Here is a 24,017-nt window from a genome sequence, read left to right on the forward strand (position 1 = left end):
TTAGTTCTCCTCGGTGGTCGTGGTCGTACTGTGCGGGTGACACTCACTGCTCTCGGCTGCGCTGTGGTCTCCATCGTGGCCGGCGCTCCGATGCGGGGTAGTAGGGTGCATTCCGCGCTCAACGTGGCTCATGAAGAACGCTGCGAGCGCAGTGAGGCCGATGAAGCTCGCCGTGGTGAGGTCGCCGCCGACGAGTACGGACCCGGGGACAGCAACGGACCCAACGGCGAGTAGCGCCCGTCGAGGCGGGCGGTACAGCGCTCGCGCGGAGCGACGATTCGGCCAGCGATCGCTCATTGCGAACTCTCTCCCTCCTTACGGTCGGGGCTGTCACCGTCGGTCTCGGCGGCGTTCTTGGGGTGAGTGATTCCACTCCCTATCTGACTCATTACGGCGGGGCCGTAGCTCGGTTTGTCGGACTTGTATGGATCGACTAGTCGACCGGAGTCGCTCTCGTTGTTGCTCATTGGCATCGGTCTCCGTTGGTAACGGCAGTATCGTCTGTCTGCTCTATCTCTGTCTCCGTCTCAGTATGCGGGAGTTGTGCAGGCGTTCCCTCAAGCGAGCGACCGTCGGGCAACAGCGCTGCGAGGTCGCGTTGGATACGCGCGAACGCCCGAAGCGGGAGCTTCAACCCAACCACTTCCTGATTGTTGATTTCAAGCCCGCCGTCATCGGGGTGGAACATGAGTGCTCGCTGGCGCTGACAGAGACCAAGCGGAGCGGCGGTATCGGTCTCCGTTTTCGCCCGCAACTGAATCGACCCGTTCGTTGGCAGCGCGATGAGCCGAATGGCCTCGAACTTCCCAAAGACGTATTTCCAGATGTCGTATGTCACGCCCTCCTCGACGGCGAGCGTGCGTCCTTCAACTGTCCGGGGATGGTCGCAGTGGTGGGAATGCGAGTGCGCCATTACTCTCCACCTCTATCGTCCGCGTCGGTGCTACTGGCCGTCCCACCGTCGGCGACTGCATGAGCATCCTGCTGATTGCCGGCGAGCACGCCACTGGCACTCTCGATGACCTGCTCGGCGCGGCACTCACCGATGCCCTCAACGTCGGTGAGCGCGTTACGGTCGGCGTTCTGCACGTCCACAACGGACTCGTAGCCTGCCTCGTGGAGCGTTGCGGCCATGTCCTCGCCGACGTGAGCAATATCGGTGAGCACGCACCCACCGTCGGTCGCCGCCTCGGGCTGGGCGGGCGTGACTGGTTCGCTGGCGGACGGCTCGTGCTCGTCTTCGTCGGCGTAGCGGAGGTAATCACCCTGATAGGCGCGCTGAATCCATGAGAGCGCGTGCTCGGGGGTGACGTCTGCCGCTTCGGCGACCGCTTCTGCGCCGGCATTCGTCAAATCGACGGTCGTCATGATATCCGCCGCGTACAACTGGCTCACTGCCTCGGGATCGTCGCCGAGACCATCGATCACCGCGATGTCGTCCTCTGGCAATTCGTGAGCATCCGTCTTCCGCGCCATGTACGCGCGGAAATCGCCCTCGCTGGACTCTTTGTATTCGACAAGGGCTTTCTCATAGTCCGACAGTTTCTGCTCGACAAGATACACTTCGTCGTCGCCTTCGATGAACACCAGCGCCTCGCTGCGGTCGGTGCCGTCGTTGTCTCCCGTATCCAGTCCACCCGTGATGAGCGAAGCGCGTTCGGGCTTCATCTGGAACTCGTCGATAAGCGTCTGAGCGTCGATGTCACCGACCTCGTGCCAGATCATGAGCGAGCACTGGTCGGCGATGATACCTGCCGGCCCTTCGGCGAAGTCCCGCGTCGCCTGACTGATGAAGTCGAACGAGAGACCGTAGTTCCGGCCTGCACGAACCAATTCCTCGAAATCCTCGGCGTCTTGCTCGTCGTGGAAGACCTTGTGCGCCTCGTCCACGACCACCCGCACGTCGCGGGGCGTGCGTTTGGCAATCTCGTAGGCTTGGCCCGTCACTAACCGCATGAGCATCGACCGCTCGACGGTGCCTTTCTCCTCGTAGTGATTCATGTCGAGTAGCACCGTATCATCGGTCAGATCAACCTCGGATTGGCCGTCGAGGAACGCATAGTCAGCCTCGCCCTGTGAGGTGTCGAATGCGCTCAGGTGTTGCAGGAGTTTCTTCGCCGCACCTTCGCGTTCTTCGGCGACGCTCTGGCGAACGAACTCCTCGCCGTTGTTTTTCATATATTCGACGCTATCGAAGAAATCCGAGAACGTCGGGTAGCCGTCGGTCTCGCGGTTGGCCGGCTCAAGCGTCTCGATTTTGCCGGGAATAATGCCGTGGCGCTTGAACGTCGTCATCACCGCGTCCTTCGCTGGCTGGCGTAGCCCGGCTACATCCCCCGGCGCGTGCTTGCGGAGGTGAATCATCAACATGTCCGTGATGACCTCGGCCTTGTCTTCGACCGGCTTCACGTTGCCAGTGGCGTCCTCGGGCGGGTTGACCTCGAAGGGGTTGATGATGGTGTCGCCAACGACGATCTTCGCTCCGTCCTGTGCGAACGTCGAACCGTCGAACCCTTCGGCGATGTCGATGATGACCGTCTTCTTGTCGTTGCGGAGATTGTTGTCGAGGATACGCATTTCCTCGCCGGCAGTCTTTCCCGACCCTGACCGTCCCATGAGACCGACGTGCTGGGTGGTAAGTGAGTCGAGATCAACCTGTACCGCTCCGAGAATCGGGCTGTCACCCGGTCCAGCCTTCGCGTAGCCGATATGCGTTCCATCCTCGTCTTGGCGGACGCCGCCGCCGAAACTCAGCACGGTTCCCACTGCACCCGCTGGGAGGTCATACCGAAGGTCCACCGCCATTTTTTCATCGAGCACATCGCGGGCCGATGGCGCGGTGGTCTGAAGCGCCGGGAGTTGGTTTTTCCGCGCACCTTTCAACTGAATGCCGTGCTGGCGACACTCTTGTTTCATCTCCTTCGCCGCCGCGTTCACCTGCTTGGGTGTCTTGCCCCACACGGTGACGACGAGGGTCGTTTCACTCGCGTCAACCCGTGTGTCACGCATATGGTCGCGGAGTTCTGTTTTGTCGATGCCAGCCGCGTCGGCGTCGCTACTCTCGCCGTCGCCGAACCATTCCGACCAGATAGCGCTCCCAGCGATTTTCTCCTTTTCAGCCTTCAATTCCTCACGCTTGTCGTAGCGCTCGGTCGTGTGGAGGTTCAGCGTCATCGCGTACCGAAGGCTGGGATTCTTGATCACCGGGTCCAGCAGCCCAACTTTCGGGTCTTTCGGCCAACCCACGAGGTAGAGACTCCGTGCGTACTGCTCACCGTCATTCAGGTTGACGTGCTTTTTCTGTTCGTCCACCTCCTGCGGCGCGTAGATGTTATACATCCGATTCCGCGTGGTCTCGTCAGCGTGCGACGCGAGCGAGTATTTCAGGTTCTCATACGCTCGTGCGAGCGTGCCGTCCGACTCGTCCTCATCGGAGTCCTCGGGGCGCTCTCCAGCGCTCTCGGCTAGTTCCTCCGCTGCGGTCCCACCGTCGGCGACGGCTGTCTGGGTGCTCTCGGCAGTCGTGGGGTCGTCCGCGCCGTCAAATCGTGTTTCCTGGGGTGGGAGCACTGGCCCGTCGCTGGTGACATCGGCCGGGTCAAGCTCTCGTTCGTTCTGCCAGTGAGCGCGCTGGAGGCCGATTATCTCGTCCGTGTCGAGGCGGCGGCCAGCGGCAACGGAGTTGGCGAACGCTTCGACACGATTCAGCCGCATATCGAGTAGTCGGCCTTGGCCGACGCGCTGGGCGTCGGTCAGCTCCATTAGCCCATACTCTCGGATCGTTGATTCGAGGGTGTTGACTTCAACACCCTCATCGTTCCCGACCGGGACGATAATCTGCATCGAGCGGTCCATCACGCCCTCTCTGAGAAGATAGCCGCCGTCGTCGTCCTCGTCGGCTGGCTCTCGGGTAAAGTAGTTCTCGACTCGCTTTGCCCACTGACGGACGTATCCGGTGAAACTGCCGTCGGTCTGGGCCTCGCGGAGTGCAGTTAGCTCGTGTGGCGAGTATTCAGACTGCTCCCACCGGATTTTGATATCGAACCCATCATCCTCGAACTTGCTAATCTCGGTATCGAGCGCGGTAGCGACATCGCCCGCCCAGTCGAACCAGTCGGCTTGACTGAACTGACTCGCGTTGATCGGCGTCACCTCGATCACGCCGAAAACCGATCCATCCTCGTGTTCGAGCGCGTCGAATTTCCGGTGAACGCCGACAATGCCCGGCACGTTGCGCGCCTCCTTACCGACTAGCGGCATACGGATACGCCGCCAGACGTAGCTGAGGTTCCGGCGGACGAGTTCGCGGGGACTCAGATAGTACGGTGCGTAGCGTGCGAGCAGGAACAACACCCCGCCTGACGCGAGAGAGACGCCGATGAGCGGTATCGACATCGAGTAGCCGAACACGTCGGTCGCAGCGATGAACACGATCATCGGCGTACACAGCACTATGCCGAAATCAAGCGGGTCCAGCCCGGCTGCGACCGTGTGGATCCCGTGGTCTTTGTCCTGTGGGATGAGCGCGAATGGTTTACTGGCAGTCGATTCGTCGTTGCTGTCGGTGCGTTGTGGTGACATTGTTAGAGTTCTCCTTCGTCGGGGATACCGTTAGACTGCGACGACCACCGCGAGAGCTTGCTTTTCATGTTGGCTGCTCGGTCTTTCGCTTCGCTGGGTGCATTCCGCGCTTTCGACCCCGCCGACTCTGCTGTCTGTTTCGCGTTCCGTGGAGCGTCGCGCGTCGCCCTGCCAGCCCGATGTGCGCCGGTTCCGCCGTCGGTTACTGGGTCTTTCCGGCGCAGTCCGCGCTGGAAACGATTGGGACGGGCGGCTTTCTGCTGGTACTCGCTCATTTTCTGACGCACTCGCCCACCGCTCTCCGAACCGGGCATATTGACGCCAAGTGCCGATCCAAGGCTGCTCGACGCTTTCCACAGCAGGAATGGCATGAGTGCCGATGCGAGCAACCCACCGACGATAAGCGGGATGACCATGACCGTTCCCAGCAGGTCGAAATTCCCGCCTGCGGCCAATTGCGCCATCGAGAATGTTGCGTCGAGCAGCAGCGTCGATGGTATTGCCGCCACTAATAATACGAGCCAGAGGTGGATGCCCGCCTTCGCAATGAACGAGAGTAGCCCGAACGGGCTATACATCGCTACAACGAGTGCGGGAATGAACGGCGCAAATCCAACGATAACGAGGAGTCTGAACGCTGCGACCGCCATCAGCAAGACGACGGCGGACAACTCAAAGTAAATCAGCAGCAGCACGAACAGCACGACCATTCCCTTCGCCATGCTATCCATCACCGAGGTCGTCGTAACGTCTTGCGTGAACGACTGGGTGAACACATCCGCGACGTGGGGAACGAGATTAGTGAGCGTCCAGCCAGCATCCGAGACGAAAAACACCGAAATGGCGAGACCAACCCACGCCTGCTTTTCTTTCGCGTAGGACATCGTACCGGCACCGAACTGATTGCCGGCAATCATCAGATAGGCGAGACTAGCCAGCCACATGAGCCGTGCGAGCGGGAGGCCCGTCTGCTGGAACGTATCATACACCGTCCCCCACGGGGCGTTTGAGGGATTCTGGTAGAAGTTCCCGACGTTGTTCGGGTGGGGCGTCATCGAGAACGCCCTGACTGCTTTATCAATCGTATTCTCGATGATGCCGGCTCCCTGCTCGATGAAGAAGCCGAACATCCAGCCGAAGAACGACCGAGCGCCGTTGAAGAACCCAGAGACGGTCTTCCCAAACCACTCGTCAGTCCCGCCCGTGAGGAAATCGCCGACGCCAGCGGTGAGATCATACGCTCCGCCAGCGATGCTCCCAACCGTTCCGAGAACGCCGCCTCCGCCGCTTCCGTTGCTACTCTGATTAGCGCTGGCGTTGCCGCTTGCATTCCCAGAGCCATTCGCTCCGCTGGCGCGGCTGCTGTTCGCGTACTCGCCCCATGTCGTGTTGCCATCTAGGAGAGCACCCGTATTGCCTCTCGCTCCGCCACCGCTAGAGCCGCTGGAGCCGGTTGTTCCGTTCGCAGACCCGGACCCGCCCGACTGGTTCGCTGCGGCCCCGCCTGTCCCGGTTCCACCGCCGGAACCGTTCTGAACGAGTGCTGACGTATTCCCGGCGCTTCCTGTACTGGACGCAGGAGTGGCGGTGCCGACAGTCGTGTTCGTTCCGTTCTGTGCTTGTCCGGCCACTACGCCGACGCCGGCTACACTCGCTACCAGAGTGAGGCAAACGAGTGCGACGGCCGCTAAGGCGAGCGGGCGGCTTCGTGTGGGGTGACAGTCGTGGCTCATGAGGGTGCAATATGGAGGTTCAGGCGTTGACCGATTGCGTCAGCGGGGCATAGCTCTCAGTGTAACCGTTAGTTGTGGGGTTCCTCCTCCTCCGAGAGACGGCGGCGCAGTCGGCGGGCAAGCGGAGAGGGGACAGCGGCCAGCAGCAGGAACCCGCTAGAGCTGCCACCGCCGCCACCACCGCCCATCATACAGGCGAGGTCAACCGACCCGGGACCGCCGCCGAGTTGGGTCATCACCCACGGAACGATGCTGTCTGCACCAACAGCAAAGAACAGTCCGACGACGGCGGCGATTGCTCCGAGGCGGAGTTTCGCATTTCCGCGTCCGCCCCCGGTGATGGCTTTGAGGAATGAGCCACCGAATTTGAAGATGGCGATAAGGGCGATGACCGACACGAGCACACCGAAGCCGAGCGAGAGCGGCCCGCTCGCGCCCGGCACTGAACAGAGTCCTTGGGCGGCCGCAGGCGACGCCATCGTGAGGACCGCAACCCATGTGGCGATGACGGCACTCTGAGCGTACCGTGCTAGTCGTCCGCCGATACGGTTGAAGGACGGGATCAGCCCGCTGAGTCGTTCTGTGGTCGTCATGGTTCGTTGGTGGTTCCCGACAGGAACGACGGAGTGCGCCGTTCTCCTGGGGATAATCACTTGTCGTGTCGATACCGTATTGAAAGCTATCCAGTTCACAGCCCCTCGATTGAACTTAAAGATCTACACACAGTCTTGCGATTTGAGTACCGCTGGCTGCTGTTCATATAGTGGGAGAAGCGTCGGGCGTGCTGTGATAGCGATTATTGGAGCAATCCATAGTTTTGCGCGAGTCCTTCCCAGCAGTTGAGAGATACAGCGTGCGAGATACAGGGCGCGTATCTCGCACATCGTCCGCGCTCATTGGCGAGATCTGATGTACAAATCAGGATAGCGCTCTTCTCGGCGGATAACCGTGTGAGTTGCGTGAGAAACGCATTCTACTGACTTCACGCTCATGCTCATCCTGCCCACGCCTCGTCACCGAACATCGTCATCTCTCTCCATTCGGAAAGTCGTGATAGAACCTCTTATCTCGACCCTGACGGTTTCAGGCATCTCATTGTCGTTGAAATCGATTGTGGCCCTGTAGACACCTTTCTGGGTGTCACTGGAGCAAGTACTAGGAGCATCATTTTGATATTTTTGACCAAGTTTGATGTATAAAGCCCGTTCGTCGGCACCATATTCGGTCGTCTGAATAACCGGTTTGGAGCAATTTGTAGGATTTGAGAGAACAGCAGATATCACCACACGAGTTTTTCTTGACTGGAACGCGACGACAGGACCGTTGTCAGATTCGTTCGCAGCGTATTTCTGATCCTGTATCAAGCTTTGATCAGTGATGGCGGAGCCAGAAAAAGCCACCAAGAGCGCCGAAGCAAATAGGATGGCAGCGGCTGCGAGAATCCCATATATCCCTAATCGTACAACAGGTGACACCCTGTCTTCTCTTTGCAGCCGCTCCCACGTAGCTGATGGGGGAATATCCCTCATGGTCAGTCAAGCAAGCCTATAGACATATACTACTATTCACTCGGACACGACATCCTCAATCATTGCCATCAGAGATTCGGTGGACGAGTGATAGGGATCAGCAGTCTAGTTCATATCTCAGCAGCGCGTATTCTCTGGTATGACTTCCTGGGGCGGTAAGTTAGATGGCGTCGATGAGGAGCAGTTGCGCGAGCAACTGCGACGAGAAATCGACCCGAAGGCGATCAAACGGATCACAGTTGCGTTGCTGTATCTGGATGGAGACTCACCGGCGAAGATCCAGCGGTTACTCGGCATCCACGAACAGACGATCTACGACTGGCTCGATGATGTCGCCGAGCGCGACGTTACCGCGCTCGGCGACCGTCCACGCGGCGGGAGTGCCACCAGACTTACCGACCGACAATGGAAGCAACTGACGGCGACGCTGGCCGCGTCGCCGTCCGAAGCTGGTTACAATGAACCGACGTGGACGAAAGAACTCGTCCGTGACCACATCGCCGAGACCTTCGACGTTGAGTACTCGCTCGCGCACATGTATCGCGTGATGAAGCGGGCGGGGCTGTCTTACCAGACAGCCCGCCCGCGCCACTACAAGGCCGATCCTTCCGAACAGCGCGAGTGGCGTGCAGAGTTCAAAAAAAGTGGCCGACGCTGAAGGCAGCAGGCTACCGGATCGTCGTGATCGACCAGAACACGCAGGTCGTCAAAACTGAGCAAAAACGAAGCTGGTTCCCGGTGAACTCCCGCCCGAGACTGCCGGTCTCGGGCGGGCGGAAGTCGATCAACCTGCTGGGCGCGGTCACCGACGACGGTGACCGCTTCATCTCATTTGTCGAAGGACGGTTTACGGGGAAGGTCGCAGCACACTTTCTGCGAGCGCTCCAGCAGGAGTTCGGCAAGAAACTCGTGATAGTTCTGGACAACGCGCCGTATTTCATCGCCAAGACTCTCAAGAAGCAGGCCGCCAAAGATGGCCTGCTTCTTGAATATCTGCCGGCGTACGCCCCGGAAATGAACCCGCTCGAACAGTGCTGGCGGCAACTCAACGACGGGCGAGCCAATCGACTCTATCGAGAACTTTCCGAACTGAAAGCGTATCTCACCGCAAAACTCCCGACGCTCACCTCACCGCAAATCTATGAGTATCTCTGCTGATCCCTATGAGTCTTGTATCGTCTCAGATCAAGCGATGTCGAGCAAAGCAGGTGCGAGTGGATATGACTTCCTAGGCAATATTCACTGACGATACAACCTTCTAAAAGAAATTGACCTCTCGAAATACTCTCTGTTGATTGATGAGGGACAGTACCTTACCCTGTAGTGGGCCACTCGGCAATTCACCACCGACTTACTATACAAAGCGCGTACCCTGTTTGCAGCCGTAAATGGCCACATGACTGCATACAGGATAGGGATCAGATCATTTCTTTAGTGTCTCTGCCACAGGTTCGCCAATTCATAGGCGGTGGTCACCCGGCGCACCCTTGCCAGATGGTCGTTGGTGTGAGATAGCACAAACCATTTACCATGGCAGAATTTTTTTTTTTATCTTAATGGCTGGTCGGGATATCCTCACCCCGCTGGATACCGAGACTCAGTATAAGGCGCAACAACCGAGGGCACCCGATGCACCGCTCGGTGTGTTGGTTCTTGGTGTGATAGCTATCCTTGTTGGTGCCGCTAGCACTCTCTTGTCGGGATGGATACTCTATTTCACTGCTGGTGGGGTGTTCGTGTTAGTGACTGTCGGCGTACTGGGGGCTGTGCTCGTTGGTATCGGACGGGGGTTCATTCGTCTCCAGCGGTGGGCGTGGATGGGAATGGTTGGGACTGTTGCGACCATGCTTGTCGCTATTGGTCTTCGTGGATTCGTCGTTGCAGGTATTGTGGCCGCTGTCACTGAAGCGTATGTGTTCTTTGTCCGTGGGTTGTTTCTACATTGAGAATCAATCTCGGTGCCGGATGCGGTACAGGACCCTGCTCAGCCTGATAGGGTCGAAGACGTGACAGGACAAGAATCACGAGGATCGATATGAGGGCAAAAGATAGCCTCAGAGATCCGGGACGAGATATACGCTCTAAGTCGGTCACGCCGATTTCAGTCGGTCAAGAATCTGCTACAGTCGAAAGTGTGAACAGTTTCACGAATCGCTATAGAACAGCCACGGACAGTCCGGGAGTGTGATTGGTAATCTTCAAACTAGCCCTACTTCTTTCTCCAGTTCCGCGCACATCTTCGTGTGCGCTGCATGTTGGTCCGAAGGGATAGTCTGAGCACAATACGGACACATCTTCGTCGATGTTTCTGATTCTGCATAGACCCCCTCCGGCGTTAGGGTGTCCTCGAACCCTGTCGTGAAGCATATCTTGCACAGCCTCACTTTCCGATGAGTTTCGACCTCCGCTAGCGTCCACTCGGCATATTCGCCGTCTTGATTGCATAGAGTCTCTTTCCCGCTGTCCGGGTTTCTCGGTGGGCGGTGGCAACACCGATGAGCCTTGCTGAGTGACTTCGGTACGAGGAACATCCTGACAGCCAGTTCACCCGGTGCGTCGATATGTGGGCGCGGCTGTCTCGCTGTGTACGTTCCGCCTGCTGGCAGTACGCGCGCTGGCGGAGGGCTTTCATTCTCGTGATTGTCTCTTTCGGGGGAACTACCTGCTTCAGTATCGAGAGACCGATCTTGCGGACGAACTCTCCTCCGGTGAAAAGCGGTGTCGTCCTCTGGCTGTCTAGCACGGTGGGCGCTCGCCATACATAGTAACGTTCGCAAGACATGGAAACACACAGGCCGGTTGGTTTTAGTTGACAAATCGAGCCAGAACCCGGCATATTTCGTGACAGCGCAAGCAAGCGGCCGAATCGCCGCTCAAATATCAATTAAAAGAAATAGGGCTGATTCATTTCATGGTGCCGCAAGAAAAGGTAGGGTATGTGCGAAACGGCCGCCACCTCGGGTCCGACACAAATCGACCGATTTCAGGCGTTCCTCAGTGATGATGACCTCCAGAATGAAGCGGTTCTCAGCCATGTGTTCGGTGTTACTCGACATGAAGCGCGCGCCTACCGTGCGCTCCACAACCACGGAGAAACCACCGCTCAGGAACTCGCAGAACGTCTCGACCGACATCCGAGCAATGTGTACGAAGGTCTTGACGGCCTATATGAAATCGGCCTCGCCACTCGGCGGCGACGTGTCCCTGACCACGGCGGAAAGGAGTACATGTTTGCATCTGTCCCCATTGAGGATGCCGTACAGATTATCCGCGATGAGTTCGAGGAGTGGGTGAGACAGATGCGCGACGAGTTAGACAGCCTCGAAGCAGCCTGCAATGGGTGATACGAGGACACCATTAGCCTCATTATCGGAGTAGGCCGATACCGCCGAATAATCACCGACCAGCGTTTGCACCGGGACAAATCTGTTAAGCGAGGGCTGGCTACCGCTCGAAAAAGAGACTGACATCTTGCATGAAAAAGAGCACGTTTGAGTTCATCGGCTATGTTGGTCTCGCTGTGCTTTTGATCGGCTATTATGGCTTTCGAGAGCCGTTCATGGACTGGTTCTGGTCGGTTGGATATATCATCTACGGCCTTTTCGGAGCACCGATTGTGCTCGGAGCAGCTGTCTATGTCCTGTTGCTATTCCTGCTGTTTAGTTTGGCCGTCTGGTTCTACCGCAACGTTCTCTGGGGTTAGAACCGACAATATAGCGCTTGGCTCAACTGCTGAGAAGTTGCCAGAGAAGCGCTATGAATCCAACTGGCACCAGTACCATCATCATGAGCAGCAGACCGATACCGCCGAAGAATCCGCCAAACAGCGCCGCGAAGAAATTCCCGCTGCCAGCCCCTCGCGCTCGTGCTCGCGGCGGGGTCTGCGTTGCCCCCGACGTGACCGAACCGCTAGAATTTCCGGTCGGCGCAGGCAATGAACTGATATTCCCGCCGCTGCCCACCTTCTTCGGATTGCTCAGGCCGCTCCCACTCTTACACTGCTTGCCAAAGCTCACGCCGCTGCCGACTGTCGCTCCCTGAATGTCGTCTGGTCCCGCATTCGGGAGTTTGATGCATGTTTGCTGAATCTTCGACTGCGGGCGGCCTTGTATCTCCATGACGGCCGCTGACGAACTCCCGTCGATGAGACTCTGGTCAACGAGGATGTTCGTCGCCGCAGGAGCCGACGGCGATTCACCGAGAACCACAGGCCTGTCGAGATGATTCGTGATATGGCAGTTGCGGATGATTCCCGGCCCACTCTCGGATTCCCAGTCAAACAACGCCGCCCCTTCGCGCATCGACTTCGCCACGACCTTGCAGTTCTTGAACGTTATCGGGTCGGTCTGATTGCCCTTCTTCGCATCAACACGCACGGCGTAAACGCCCTGATGGCCGATTTTGAACGGTCCCTTATCCGACCACTGGCGGTCATCGAGCAGCATCGACACGCCGTCGATAACCGAGCCACCACCGAGTCTCGCTTGTGAATTGAAATTGTTAACGAGTAGCCCAGCATACATCTCGACTATGCCGGGCGTCCGCCCGCCGTAGATGCCGTTCGACCAGCCCCGAAGCTTCGGGTTAGACAGTTGAATCGTGCCTTCGTTAGCCTGTCCGACCCAGATACCCATCGGCGAGCCGAGCGTATTCTCCGGCGAGTCCGGCGGCAAATCACCCTCGTTGTGCGTGCCGGCAGCGGTCCCACCAACGGCCGTGAAGTTCGTCGCTCGGATGACCGCCTCGCTGGTCCGGGCGATGGGTGAGAACATCGCGTCCACGCCGCCCTGGTCCGAATCACTGGGCTTTGCCGGTGCGTAGCCTTTGATCGTCACGTTGTCGGCGCGCACGACGCCGTCGGACTGAATGCTCAACTCTTGGAGTGCGCCTTTCGCACTTTGGTCGATGGTGATATCGTGGACGAGACTGCCACCCGGCAGAACGAGCGTGAGGCTTTTCATCTCCGTTCCGGCGGGAATCACGAACGAACAGCCGTTGCCGATGAGTTCGACCGGTCCCTCGGGTATCGCTGTGACATGCCCCGAGAGAGCAAACGTGCCATCACTCGGAAACGTAATCCGCGTGTTCGACATCCCCGACAGCGCCGAGCCGAAATTGCCGTTGATGGGTGTCTCGCCGGAGGGATCGAGACCGAGGTCGTCGACGGCGCTGACCGTGCGCTGCATCCGCGGCCGCTGCTGCTGAAAGCGCCGGTCAACCGCAGCGAGCGCTTGCTGGCCCTCCAGCGAAACCTGCCCGCCGGCTGCGAGCGCTGGGGTTGGGGGCGAGAGTTCAGGCCGCTCGGGTTCTTGCTGCGCTGCGCTGGCGAGAGGCGCACCGACGGCGGCTGCTCCAGCCGCCCCACACCCAGCGAGAAACTGCCGGCGTGAGAAAGAGGTACTATCAGAAGACATGATACTAGCGGATTGCTCGCACAATGAGGAAGGCCCCGACGAGCAGCACGAGGATGCCTACTATCTCTTGGAGGCCGAGCGAGTCGAGCAGGCCACTCGAACCATCCGTACCGCCGCTGGCTGCGGCTGGGGTTGACGCTGCTTGCGTAGGGGATTGGGTTTGCGAGGCTGCCGCCTCGGATTGGGTTCGGGAGACCGTCGTCTCGGGGGAGAGAATATCGACCTGTGCTGTCTCAGTGACGACCACCGACTGATTGCCCGTCCGATTCTCGTAGGCGACATCCTGAAAGCCATCCGAGCGGACGAAATCGTACTGCTGGTTATCATTTGTGTCGAGCGACGGGCGGACGGTAACGGTCTGTGACTCGTCCAACGCTCCCTGGCTCACGCTCAGGGTGACATTCGAGTAGTTCCCCGGCGGGAGATACCGCGAGATGGCGACCGCACTCGCCACCGCGTCACCGCTCCGCTGATAGCTCTCGTTGTGCGCGATGAGAAATCCACCGCGTGGAAGCCGCGCTTTCGCCACGGTGAGCGTATCGTTCTGGAGCGTTTGATTGTGGAAAGCGACCGAGGCAGTTCGGCGCGGTGGCGACGGAACACGCACGCGCGCTGCATCGCGGACGACGCTGCTGTTGTTCGTAACGAGCGTATCCTTCTCCCCGAATGACTGTACGGAATCCAGCCGCTTGTTTCCATTTATGTCTCCATATATGGTTGCGACGAGCGTGCTTGTCTCGTTCAATTGCGACCGATTCAAGCCCGGAGCGTTCCCCGGCGGGGCGTGCGAGACGGTGATCGTCACGTTACGGTGTGTACCAGCAGAGAGACGCTGCGAGACAGCAATCACCGACTCATTGGCCCCGACAAGCCCATCGGCGTATGAACTGGTATGGAGAGCAACGAAACCCGGTTGTGAGAGCGTCACCGATTGTACCGTTACCGTCGAACCGTTCGTTGTCTGATTCGAGAACTCGACCGTCGCATTGCTGGCATTCGACTGGGTGGTGTTCGCCCCGGATTGCGTCTGTCCGGGCTGGGTTCCTAACTCAGCCGGCGGAGCATCCCCACCGGTAGCAGCTACTCCCGGCGCTGCGAACACGACTGCGAGCATCATGATGAGTCCCCCGATGGCAGCGATTCGGCGGCGAGTGCTACACGTCATTAGGTTGAATTGTTTCCGCTGGCGTTTGCACCGGACGCACTCGCGTTAGAAGCGTTGAGATTGGCACTCACCGACGCATTGGAGCACATATATCCGCCACCGGATAGCCCGCTCCCGGCCTCGCGCGTTTCACCGCCGAACGAATAGGTGAGCGGGGCGGTCAACGTCCCGCGCCCCGTCGTGACGCTGAGTTCGCCCGACCACTGCCGCGTCTTGCATGGCTCCGGTAGTTGCGGGTACTCGGTATCCATGTTCACGTATTTCTGGTAGCTATCGACCGAGAGTTGCAGCGGCGGCGCGTCGATGAGGAATTGATTATCGAGCGTCGGATAGACCAACAACCTCGCGTTTTGGGATTGGCCGGTCTGTGATTGCCGGCTGATTGGACTGCCGGTGAGCGACATCGAGGCGAGGTCGGCATCGAGCGGGTTCGGGACACCTGTGAGCGAGAGCCGGGTGAGCTTCGACGGTAGCACACCGCTTGCCGTCAGCGTGAACTGCACTTTCCCCGTTGCTTGCCCGGAATCGCTCTCCGTCTGAGCCGTGACGGCTGTGATTTGTGGATTCGAGGTGAGCCGGTCGGTCTGCTGTTCGGCGACTACTTCCCCACCACTCACCGCTTCCACCGTATAGACGCCTGCTGGCGGCGTTTTGAGTGTGGCAGCCGGGTTGCCGCTTCCCCCTGCGTTGCGGATTAGCGCCAACGTCACCGAAGTCTGGTCGGAGTCGATTGAGGTGGGATTGAGTGGATTCCCGTTCTCCGGTGGACGCAAACGTACAGTATCGACATCGGTGCTGTCGGTGAGCGTCACTACCACTCGGGCCGGCTGGACCTCGACCGACTCGAAGGGGCCTGAATTGGAGTTCAACGCTGAACAGCCCGCGAGTGCGCTTGCTGTTCCGGCTGCGATTCCTCCGTAGCGAAGCACCTGCCGTCGCGTGACTCGTCCTGTCTGTGATTGCTCACTCATAGTTCACGTAGCACCTCTCGAAACAGCGACTCGACCGTGCCATCTATCGGTAATGGTAGACCGAAACCGGACCATATCGCCCCGGCAAGCGCGCCGACGCCGAGAACAAACATCATTTCGTTCGCAGCCGGATTCCGTGCCTTCAGTGGACTCAGCGAAATTCTCCACGAGGACACCGGCCAGAACGGCTGTATCCCCATTGTCGTCACCACGTCGCCTGCGAGATGAGCGAGGACGCCGAACACTCCCATCCCGAATCCAATACCCGCAAGCTCGCGTTCGTTGACCGCCGTTTCCGCCTCGATGACCGCGCTGCCTACGCTGTCGAACCCCTGTGCCGTTATCCAATTGCCGACGGTGAGGAATGCGCGTTCCCCGATGAACAGCCCGAGAACACCGAGAGTCAGCCCTACAAGCACTGCAAACGCGACTGTATGGCTGAATCCTCGGTGTTTCAAAAACGGGATGAACTGGTCGGAGTCGGGTATCTGCTCGACAACGTACACGATAGCCGCTCCGAGCACCGCGACTTCGGGCCGGCCTTCTGAAAGCAGCGTGAACGCGACTGGTGCGTACAAGAGCATCCAGACACCGGTATGTCCTGCTCGGTGCATTCTGGTCGCTCACCCACCACTCCCCCGGATAGCTCGCTCTTCCTCGGCGCGAAGCGCTCGGCGAAGTAACGTCACCGTACGTTTCGCTTCCGGGTTGTCGTCTTGGGCTGCTCGTTCGACCTGTTCGATACCCTCGCGTGGGACGCGCACGCTCGACTCGGCTGAGAGACGCCGTTCCAGCCGGTCGGTGGCCTTTCCGGTGATCTCGACTGGCACCTCTCCGATATACACGGTCTCCTCTAGGAGCTCGCGCACTGGGTCGCTGTCGGCGTCGAGGTCCGAACAGTCGAAAGTGAGCGCGGTCCAATCGTCCGTCGCGCCGTAGGCGCGGGGGTCGAGTGCCCGACGGTCGAACAGCATTCGCGTGTGGCCGTACACTCGGCGGGCAATTTCAGCGAGTGATGCGCGCGCATTCGCTACGACGCTCGCCTGTTCTCCATCGCTTTCACGGTCTGTCTCGCTGGCGACTTCACCGGCTCCGACATGGGTATCACCGTCCTCGGCGACATCTGCTGGCGCGTCGTCCACCGTCCCGCTTGATTCGCCATCGAGCAGACCATTTGCGCTCTCAGCAATCGCTTCGCCCCGCGCACCGCCGATTCCCTCGGCCTCTGTCAGCGCGTTCTGGCTGGCCGTCGCCACGTCCTTGACGGACTCGAAGCCTGCTTCGCGGAGCGTGCTGGCACGGTCGTTACCTACTTGCTGTATAGCTGTGAGCGAAGGCTGGCCTCCGTTCTCATCATGAATGTCGGCGCTCTCGACAGCATCATCTTCCTCGCGTTGCTCCAATTGGTCGCGAGAGACCATCGCTGAAAGCAACGGGAGACTCCCTGAGAATACCGGGGATTGGAACCACCGGGATGGCGACCCTCCAACCACAATCATCTCTGCAACAGCCAGCACGGCCATCACTCCTCCTAAGAGCAGCATCATCGGCGAGAGGCCGGCAATGCCACCGATACCGCCGCTCTCACTAGCAGATACGCCACTCTCGGACCCGCCGGGTTCGCCACCGCTCGGACCCCCGCCGACCGATGCGTTCGCCGTCTCGTTCGGCGGCTGCGAGCGATCCGGTGTAGGTGTGCTCGTCGCGGCTGATGTCGGTGTCGCTGTTGGCGTAGCGGTCGGCGATCCTGATTGAGCGGGCGCAGAGTCGGGTCTTATATCGGCATACGGCGACTCGAAACTGCTGGATGATGGCGTTGAGGTCGGGCTGGCCGTGCTGTTCGCGCTCGTTCTATTTGTGGCCGTCTGAGCACTCGGTGTGGTATTCGTTGCAGTCTCCGTTGAGGCAGTAGACTCGCTTGCATTCCCAGATTGGGCGGTGACTGGCAGCGTACTTACGACTGTGCCAACGGTGAGTGCGAGCAATATTATCAGGAAGAGTACGGTCCATCGGCCAGTTTCGGGGGGAGGGCGATTGCCGAGCATATGTAGGCGGGCGAGTGAGTGGTCGGCTCATTCTCATCCCGATACGATGTTTAAAGCTACCCAGTTCACAGCCCCTCGGCTGAACTTAAAGACTACCGCGCAGTCTTGCGATTTCCTCCGGGTCGCCACGTGGCGATCTAAACTCGGTCTATCCGCCCGACGATCCAGATAGGCGAATCGAGAGCCCTCACTCGTCGTAATCAGTGAGCCGCATTGGTTGGGATGGCTCTGATTCTTCTGCGGTGAGCGAGATGTACTCCAAGTCTTCGGTTGCCAGTAGTTCCTCGGCCCGGTCAGTTACCGAGGGAGCGACTAAGATACCGCGGATAGTTCTGCCCGGACGGTTGCGTTCGAGTGCGGCGACATAGCGATTCAGTTGGCCGACTGCATCTGGACCGACCCGCCGACGTTTGAGTTCAACGATGGTTGGCGTCCCATTGGCGTCTTCGCCATAGATATCGACTGCGCCGGCAGAGGTCTCGCGCTCAGTCATCATGGCTTGGAATCCTTCTTCGAGAATGTCTGGGTTTTCGAGAATCCGCTGGCGGAGATCTTCTTCACTGCCTTCGAGTGCGAGGCCCGATGTATCATCTAGTTCTAGTAGTGAAGCCTGTCCGAGCGTCTCGAAGGTGATTTTGATCTCCTCGTGGGGTGAGGTGCGGACACTCTCGACGATGAGGTGGTTGCCGTCGACGTGCGCGTTATGAGTCGAACCGGGCGGCTGCCAGTTGATGGGCTTGCGCCGTTCGTCTCGGTGGACCAATAGCGTACCATCGGGTTTGAGAATCACTAATCGTTCACCCGGAGGGAGATGGCTCGACGCGCGGCCATCGTACTCGACTTCGCACTCGCCAACAAGCGTGAGCATCCCGCCGCTCTCGAAGCCAGTAGTGAGGAGATCGAGCGCGTCTTCAACTGCCGGCTGAGTTAGTGATGAGACGAGCATAGTCGAGAGTTGGTGTCGGTATGGGTATCGGTTATGGCGCTCTTTGGATTTACTCGTAGCAGTCGTAGGCTGTATCGCGCTGCTCCTGCGTAACGATAGCGTCGTGCTGGGCGCGCTCGACGGCCGCTCGCGCTTCATCGAGCAACGAGCGGCCACGGGAGAGGTCGCCATTGGAAAGCGCGTCAGCGGCGTGCTGGCAGGCTTCGACCGCCTGCTGATGGTCGGTCGAACGGTCCTCGTCGGTAGGATGGTGGGCGTCGTCGGTCATGCGTCTTCACCCGGATGCAACCGCTGGATCGGTCTCAGTACCTGAGCCCAGCATGTCGATTTCGACTTTCACGCGCTCGTAGGGGATGTATGGTGCGCGTGCGCGTCCTTCCTGCTCAAAGTAGACGATGTTGTAATCAGCGAGCAGATGCACGTCTTCGTGGACATCACTCGCGGCGCGTTCGAGCCGGTCGGCAAGGTCACGAATGCTCGTTGGCGGGGTCGCGTTGATACTTCGGAGAATTTCCAAGCGCCGCTCGGTCAGCAGCTTCCGGAGGTCGGTCGGGTTCTCGAAGTTGAGCAGGTGCGGCGTCTCCTCCCCATTCTCGAATTGGTCGGCAAGCTCAAGTTCGCGCTCTAGCGCGACATCTGACGGATCAGCCGTGATCAACAGCAGATCGGGATAGTCGGCTGTTTCAGGGTGTGGTGCGTGCTCGTGAGCGTGGTTCGGGTCGTCGTCAGTCGGTTTGTTGTTGGGCATGGATTTGGTCAACCTCCTGTCTGAATTTCCGAATGTGGGATTTGTAGCCCTCGTAGTCGATTGGAGTGATACTCCCGTCGGGTGCGTGGCGGTGGTGTCGTCCGACGTCTTTTTCGACGTAGTTGTCGTACCGAAGCAGGGTCGAACCGTCCGCGGCCATGTACTGAAAGCTGTACCGCTCGCCTTCGGGATACTCAGTGCTTTGCGGAATCCGGTAGACAACCACCTCGTAACGGCTGCCGTCAGGTTTGACGCCCTCAGTCCGGTAGATCCGCGTTGCGGTCATTGGATCGACCCATGTTCGGGTACTGTCCTAACACCAATAAGCGTTAGGGTGTTAGCCTATTACCCAAGAATGGGTCGCGGAAGAGTGTGGCTGGTAAAGTGAGAATAGTTTTGAGAACTACTCTCTACTTGGATTGTTCCACTTTCCTTGGTCGAGAAGACTCTACCAACTATCTCCTATAGATGGGCGTATTTGCGTGTTCACTCACCTCTGCACGTTCATAAACTCCCTTCTGAATGGAGGAAGAGGTGGTCGATCTCTTCCATCAGTCCATCGAGATTGCAGTCTGGCTGGTCGCGTACCCACGAGAACATGTTGTAGATGGCCTCTTTGAAGCCGTATTCGAGCTGTGCTCGGAGCGACGAGGCTTTCGAGACGAGTCGCTCCGAAACGCTCGATTCGGGACCAAGGCGAAGGAGGCTGTAGGTCAGCATCTGAAGGTGCCAGTGCCGACTGGCACCGTCAGAATCACGCACCTCGCAGTCTCCAAGGCCGAGATCCTGCTTCGAGTCCTCGAAGAACGTCTCGATTCGCCACCTGTAGGAATAACTCTGAATGATGTGAGATGAGGGCGCATCTATCTTGTTCGTTGCAAGATACTTGACCGGATTGTCTTCGTCATCATCAGTGACTTTCTCAGCGATCACTAATCGTATCTCACCTAACTTCGACACCGGCAGCGTCTTCGTCCAGATTTTGTACGTTTCCTCGTTAATCTCCCGCGCCACCTTGTCGATGCGCTCTTCCAGCGCATCGACGCGCATCTCCTCGTTGTCGTAGGCCACTTGTCGATTGCTCCGCAGCGGCCCAACCCAGTCCTTGCCGTAGGACTCGACGTGCTTGACCAGCTCCGAGTCGTGGGCGAACCACGAGTCGAAGAGGTAGGTGTCCGTAGGTACACCTACCTCTTCTTCCAGTTCCGTGATCATCTCACGGGCGAGGTCGTACTTCGTCTCGTCTTCGTCGTCCTGGTCCTTGTTGTCGGATTTCTCGTACTGGCGAAACACGAGCGGATAGGAGGTTTTGTCGTCAGTGTAGAACGCATAGACGAGGTCCTGTCCCCAGACGGGTTCACCCTCGGTGTGATCGTAGAACTCTCCAGCACCGGGAAGTTCCTTCCCGGTTCGCTGGAACACCGAGTCGTCGATGACGATATAGCCGTCCTGTGACCAGCGCGTCTCGCCGTGTTTTTGGAGTTCCTCTAACCGTTCGTGGTTGAGCCGGTCTTCGTCCCAGTCGTACTCGGTGATGAATTTGTTGAGCGCTCGGTCGCCTTGAGCCGGGAGGACCTCACGTGCGATGCCGGTGACGGTCTTGCTGCGGCCAGCAGCAAGACCTGTCACGTACGTTTTGGCGTGGTGAGTCTGGTGATATGAGAGGGAATCGAACTCGTCCAACGGATCGGTGCAGGACAGGAAGTCCGTAATTGGAAGCATCGGCCGTCACTACCGCCTACATCGCGTTCTGACTTAAACGTGCAGAGCCGAGGTGTTCAGTGAACTACGAAAAACGCTCCTCCTCAGATGGCACATCGCGCTTATAGATGTCATCACGTATATCTTGGAAAGTGTTGATCAGGACTGTTACGGCTTCAGTAATCACTTCGAAATATTCCTCTCCCTGCTCAGCAGTGGCATCGCTGGGGTCGCCCCAAGTACCTGATTCGCTCACTCTATAGAAGGAACCCTTGCCAATCAATAAGGGATCGAGCAATGCACCGGGATTCGGTACATCGGTCGGCATCTCAGGGTCATCAACTTCGACTGCATCCAGGTCGACGTAGTCTTCGTCGATGGCCATCATCGTCGCGGTTTCGCCGACGTTTGCATGCCATCCTGCGTCAAATGAGAGGTAATCGTCCATGTCATCTGGATCGAGAGCGTCCCAATACGGGAATGCATACACGTATTTGTCGTCAGGCAAGACGTGTGACACTTGATTGCTGCCAACCTTGGCAGCGTAATCGTTTGTCAGATGGCCAGAAATGAAAACGACATCCGTGAAGCCGCTCTCACAGAGCGAGTAAGCAAGATCACGTAACATCGTTGCGAGAGTCGTATACCGTAGGTAGGTAATTCCCCGATATCCAGCGTGCATGTCCGCTGCACCATAGTTCACCCGAGGTGCGATCAGTGCGTCCACATCCTCAGCAATCCGTCGACAGATCTCCTCCGGTATCATTGCGTCAGTCCCGAGGGCGAGATGCTGCCCGTGTTGCTCAGTTGTCCCGACTGGGACTATCGCCGTTGGAGTATCCGCCTCATCGAGATAGGCCTCAACCTCCGGTCTACGAAGTCCTTCGAGTTCTCTATCGGTTGCCATAGTCACACAATAACAAGACAGGGTATAGTATTTGTGTTAGCTATCGTAGGATTCAGAGTATTTGAAGTGGGTGTCGATCTAGCAGAAAGAGGGGTGAGATACACACAAATCGTTTTGTTCGGTCAGGTGAGCATCATCCAAGCGGGTTATCCGTGACACTGATATCGCCACGGTCCTCGTGCCCGCCGAAGTTCTCTGGAGAGATATCAAAGTCAAACACTCCTTTCGGGAGCGCGAGCGTCGAGCACGCATTTGGAACGTCGACGACCCCGCTCTGTCGGCCTTCTATGGGAGCTGTTCCTAAGATATGAAGCGCCTGCTGACCAGTATATCCGAATTTCTTTAGATAATCTATCGCTTGGAGCGATGCACGACGGTAGGCAACGTGCGAGTCGATGTAATGCTGTTCGCCATCCTCTGTCACCGAGTAGCCGCAGAAGGTGACGTAGTCTTCGAACGTGGGTCCCCGGTTCCCCGGTTCGAATATCGGATGATCAACGCCGTGCTTATCCATGCCCTCCTTGACGAGGCCGAACTTGACGTCGATGTATGCAGCCATCTCGATAGCGCCACAGAAGGTGATTTCGCCATCACCCTGCGAAGCGTGGAAGTCTCCGATACCGAATTTGCCACCTTCCACATAGACTGGGAAGTAGACAGTGGACCCTATCGAGAGGTCTTTGATGTCGTGGTTTCCACCATGTTCGCGCGGTGGAACCGTTCTGGCTGCTTCCTCTGCGGCCTGTTCGGCTTCGTCTGAGTCCATCTCCCCCATGAGAGCGCCGTCTTTCGTCGGCGGGTTCGCTACCGGAGGCTCTTCTTCACCAGTCGGATGGTTATGAATTGACTCAGGGTTCTCTTCGTGTTTGTCGATCAGTCCTTGTTCACGCTCGTTCCACTCTTCGAGGAGTTCCTGACTCGGAGCACATCCAGCCAATCCCGGATGGATTTTCCCCTGATAGCGGACATCCGGAACGTGTCGAGATGAGACAGTGTAGCCGTCGAGGTCCCAGATCGATTTCGCTGCGTCGGGGAAATGATCGGTGAGGAACCCACCGCCGTTCTGTTGGGAGAAGGTTCCAGTAAAGCCGAATTCCGAACGCTCGTTAAGTGGCCCCATATCGAGAAATTCGACTTTCAGTAGGTCACCGGGCTCGGCACCGTTTACGTGGACGGGTCCAGCTAGGTAATGGACCTGAGTAAGGTCTACGTCACGGACTTCGTCCGCGTTATCGTTGTCCTGAATCTGTCCGCCAGTCCAGTCAAGTGCCTCAAGACGCATGGTTTCGCCTGGATCAGCATCGACAACTGCAGGAATGTCCGGATGCCACCGATTGAATGGATTGGCTCCGGGCTGTTCGTCGGGCGGTTCGTCTACGTCGACTTCGAACCTTACTTCGGGCATTGTTATCTTTGGACAATGAAGTCCGCGTAGAAGTGTCTGTGCACACTGGTTTAACACTTATGAAATTTATGGGACATTTCGGCAGCAAGAACAGTCCCGAGCTGGTCGCCTGAATATGGAGTATGATCAGTATCTAGCAATTCTTTAGGCCCACGGCCAGAAGCCGGCGGCCATCACGTAGCCGGCAACACCGGTCACCACGCCGACGGCCGTCGTGAACCCACCGATAGATCCGGTATACTCGGTGCGTTCCATTCCAAGAAGGACGAAGAACGTGGCCCAGAGCACGGCCCAGATCCACCAGAGGATCGCGAGTCCGACATCCCCAGTCTGCAAGACGAGAAACCCAGTCGGCACCGCTACGACAGCGACAAAGGCACAGTACCAGCCGAACGACCGCTGGTCCTCAATTCCCCGGTACGCATTCGCTCCGAGCCAGAGATACGTGAACGAAAAGAGCATCGTTCCCGCCGCATTGAACGGCGTTCCTTCCGACGCGTCTCCGCCGAATCCCCACCAGAGCACGATCAGAAACGTGATTATCCCAGTAAGGAAGTTAAATATAGCGACATCAGCGTCATCACCACGACCGAGCAACCAGATACCGTTCACTATGAGAACGCCGCCAACGAAGAGCAGTCCCATACCGAGAACGGTATACAGCGCCATGTTATATGTTCACCCGTGCTTTGATTTCAAATGTCATACCGTGGCGTATATCCGAGACATATTATGTGTTTCTTCAGTTTCTTTTCATAAAACCTCTATTATTAAGATACGTGTTGTAGTCCATTCGTCTTTACCTATGGAAATTCTGCTGGCTAAGTAAACCACCGCTGTCAGTATAGTTGTTGCGGGGAACTGCTTGCTGA

At 58.1% G+C, this 24,017-nt stretch carries 25 protein-coding genes; 5 read left to right on the forward strand and 20 right to left on the reverse strand.

Annotation, left to right across the window (positions count from 1 at the left end):
- From ACQUQO_RS15015 to ACQUQO_RS15045, 7 genes are all read right to left on the reverse strand, one after another.
- Entirely contained in the window at positions 1-297 is a 297-nt protein-coding gene (locus ACQUQO_RS15015; RefSeq protein ID WP_435078989.1) for a hypothetical protein, read from the reverse strand.
- The gene (locus ACQUQO_RS15020) at positions 294-467 is read right to left on the reverse strand and encodes a hypothetical protein (protein WP_435078990.1); all 174 of its coding nucleotides are present in this window, start codon (positions 465-467) and stop codon (positions 294-296) included. The genes ACQUQO_RS15015 and ACQUQO_RS15020 overlap by 4 nt, the downstream gene beginning before the upstream one ends.
- Positions 464-913, reverse strand: coding sequence for a hypothetical protein (locus ACQUQO_RS15025; RefSeq protein WP_435078992.1), 450 nt, complete (start codon positions 911-913; stop codon positions 464-466). Before ACQUQO_RS15025 ends, ACQUQO_RS15020 begins: the two co-directional genes overlap by 4 nt.
- Entirely contained in the window at positions 913-4,581 is a 3,669-nt protein-coding gene (locus ACQUQO_RS15030; protein WP_435078993.1) for a helix-hairpin-helix domain-containing protein, read from the reverse strand. The genes ACQUQO_RS15025 and ACQUQO_RS15030 overlap by 1 nt, the downstream gene beginning before the upstream one ends.
- Positions 4,582-4,583: 2 nt before the next feature.
- Positions 4,584-6,212: a hypothetical protein gene (locus ACQUQO_RS15035; RefSeq protein WP_435078995.1), complete on the reverse strand. Its 1,629-nt coding sequence runs from the start codon at positions 6,210-6,212 to the stop codon at positions 4,584-4,586.
- A gap of 170 nt (positions 6,213-6,382) precedes the next feature.
- Complete coding sequence (locus tag ACQUQO_RS15040) at positions 6,383-6,907, reverse strand: hypothetical protein (RefSeq protein WP_435078997.1); 525 nt, start codon at positions 6,905-6,907, stop codon at positions 6,383-6,385.
- A 420-nt stretch (positions 6,908-7,327) separates the two neighbouring features.
- Entirely contained in the window at positions 7,328-7,843 is a 516-nt protein-coding gene (locus ACQUQO_RS15045) for a hypothetical protein (RefSeq protein WP_435078999.1), read from the reverse strand.
- Positions 7,844-7,982: 139 nt separating this feature from the next.
- Here ACQUQO_RS15045 and ACQUQO_RS15050 point away from each other — a divergent pair, with 139 nt between their 5' ends.
- The 5 genes from ACQUQO_RS15050 (at position 7,983) to ACQUQO_RS15070 (ending at position 11,546) form a co-directional block, all read left to right on the forward strand.
- Positions 7,983-8,501 carry an IS630 family transposase gene (locus ACQUQO_RS15050; RefSeq protein ID WP_435079001.1) on the forward strand — a complete coding sequence of 173 codons (519 nt, stop codon included), beginning with the start codon at positions 7,983-7,985 and terminating at the stop codon, positions 8,499-8,501.
- A complete protein-coding gene (locus tag ACQUQO_RS15055; protein ID WP_435079002.1) occupies positions 8,465-9,001 on the forward strand; it encodes an IS630 family transposase in 537 nt (178 codons plus the stop codon). Before ACQUQO_RS15050 ends, ACQUQO_RS15055 begins: the two co-directional genes overlap by 37 nt.
- A gap of 398 nt (positions 9,002-9,399) precedes the next feature.
- A complete protein-coding gene (locus tag ACQUQO_RS15060; RefSeq protein WP_435079003.1) occupies positions 9,400-9,789 on the forward strand; it encodes a hypothetical protein in 390 nt (129 codons plus the stop codon).
- A gap of 990 nt (positions 9,790-10,779) precedes the next feature.
- Positions 10,780-11,187, forward strand: coding sequence for a helix-turn-helix domain-containing protein (locus ACQUQO_RS15065; RefSeq protein ID WP_435079005.1), 408 nt, complete (start codon positions 10,780-10,782; stop codon positions 11,185-11,187).
- 131 nt (positions 11,188-11,318) lie between these two features.
- On the forward strand, positions 11,319-11,546 hold the full coding sequence (locus ACQUQO_RS15070) for a hypothetical protein (RefSeq protein WP_435079007.1): 228 nt from the start codon (positions 11,319-11,321) through the stop codon (positions 11,544-11,546).
- 22 nt (positions 11,547-11,568) lie between these two features.
- On the opposite strand, the gene ACQUQO_RS15075 is transcribed toward ACQUQO_RS15070, so the two are convergent.
- From ACQUQO_RS15075 to ACQUQO_RS15135, 13 genes are all read right to left on the reverse strand, one after another.
- Positions 11,569-13,257 (reverse strand): twin-arginine translocation signal domain-containing protein, encoded by a 1,689-nt coding sequence (locus tag ACQUQO_RS15075; protein ID WP_435079009.1) that lies wholly within the window; start codon positions 13,255-13,257, stop codon positions 11,569-11,571.
- 4 nt (positions 13,258-13,261) lie between these two features.
- Positions 13,262-14,422 carry a DUF7282 domain-containing protein gene (locus ACQUQO_RS15080; RefSeq protein WP_435079011.1) on the reverse strand — a complete coding sequence of 387 codons (1,161 nt, stop codon included), beginning with the start codon at positions 14,420-14,422 and terminating at the stop codon, positions 13,262-13,264.
- Positions 14,422-15,393: a hypothetical protein gene (locus ACQUQO_RS15085; protein WP_435079012.1), complete on the reverse strand. Its 972-nt coding sequence runs from the start codon at positions 15,391-15,393 to the stop codon at positions 14,422-14,424. Before ACQUQO_RS15085 ends, ACQUQO_RS15080 begins: the two co-directional genes overlap by 1 nt.
- Positions 15,390-16,007, reverse strand: a complete 618-nt coding sequence (locus ACQUQO_RS15090; RefSeq protein ID WP_435079014.1) for a metal-dependent hydrolase — start codon at positions 16,005-16,007, stop codon at positions 15,390-15,392. The genes ACQUQO_RS15085 and ACQUQO_RS15090 overlap by 4 nt, the downstream gene beginning before the upstream one ends.
- A 9-nt stretch (positions 16,008-16,016) precedes the next feature.
- Positions 16,017-16,814 carry a helix-hairpin-helix domain-containing protein gene (locus ACQUQO_RS15095; RefSeq protein WP_435079016.1) on the reverse strand — a complete coding sequence of 266 codons (798 nt, stop codon included), beginning with the start codon at positions 16,812-16,814 and terminating at the stop codon, positions 16,017-16,019.
- An 811-nt stretch (positions 16,815-17,625) separates the two neighbouring features.
- Positions 17,626-18,384, reverse strand: a complete 759-nt coding sequence (gene nucS, locus ACQUQO_RS15100; RefSeq protein WP_435079018.1) for an endonuclease NucS — start codon at positions 18,382-18,384, stop codon at positions 17,626-17,628.
- Positions 18,385-18,433: 49 nt separating this feature from the next.
- Complete coding sequence (locus ACQUQO_RS15105) at positions 18,434-18,652, reverse strand: hypothetical protein (protein WP_435079020.1); 219 nt, start codon at positions 18,650-18,652, stop codon at positions 18,434-18,436.
- A gap of 6 nt (positions 18,653-18,658) precedes the next feature.
- A complete protein-coding gene (locus ACQUQO_RS15110) occupies positions 18,659-19,132 on the reverse strand; it encodes a transcriptional regulator (RefSeq protein ID WP_435079022.1) in 474 nt (157 codons plus the stop codon).
- Positions 19,110-19,418 carry a toxin-antitoxin system TumE family protein gene (locus ACQUQO_RS15115; RefSeq protein WP_435079024.1) on the reverse strand — a complete coding sequence of 103 codons (309 nt, stop codon included), beginning with the start codon at positions 19,416-19,418 and terminating at the stop codon, positions 19,110-19,112. The genes ACQUQO_RS15110 and ACQUQO_RS15115 overlap by 23 nt, the downstream gene beginning before the upstream one ends.
- Before the next feature lie 218 nt (positions 19,419-19,636).
- The gene (locus ACQUQO_RS15120; RefSeq protein ID WP_435079026.1) at positions 19,637-20,854 is read right to left on the reverse strand and encodes an IS701 family transposase; all 1,218 of its coding nucleotides are present in this window, start codon (positions 20,852-20,854) and stop codon (positions 19,637-19,639) included.
- A gap of 64 nt (positions 20,855-20,918) precedes the next feature.
- Positions 20,919-21,740, reverse strand: a complete 822-nt coding sequence (locus ACQUQO_RS15125) for a creatininase family protein (protein WP_435079027.1) — start codon at positions 21,738-21,740, stop codon at positions 20,919-20,921.
- A gap of 133 nt (positions 21,741-21,873) precedes the next feature.
- Positions 21,874-23,145 (reverse strand): formamidase, encoded by a 1,272-nt coding sequence (gene fmdA / locus ACQUQO_RS15130; RefSeq protein WP_435079029.1) that lies wholly within the window; start codon positions 23,143-23,145, stop codon positions 21,874-21,876.
- Between the two features lie 144 nt (positions 23,146-23,289).
- Positions 23,290-23,790: an AmiS/UreI family transporter gene (locus ACQUQO_RS15135; RefSeq protein WP_435079031.1), complete on the reverse strand. Its 501-nt coding sequence runs from the start codon at positions 23,788-23,790 to the stop codon at positions 23,290-23,292.
- Between the last annotated feature and the right edge of the window lie 227 nt (positions 23,791-24,017).

The sequence above is a fragment of the Halococcus sp. AFM35 genome (assembly GCF_051195015.1).
Taxonomy (GTDB): Archaea; Halobacteriota; Halobacteria; order Halobacteriales; family Halococcaceae; genus Halococcus.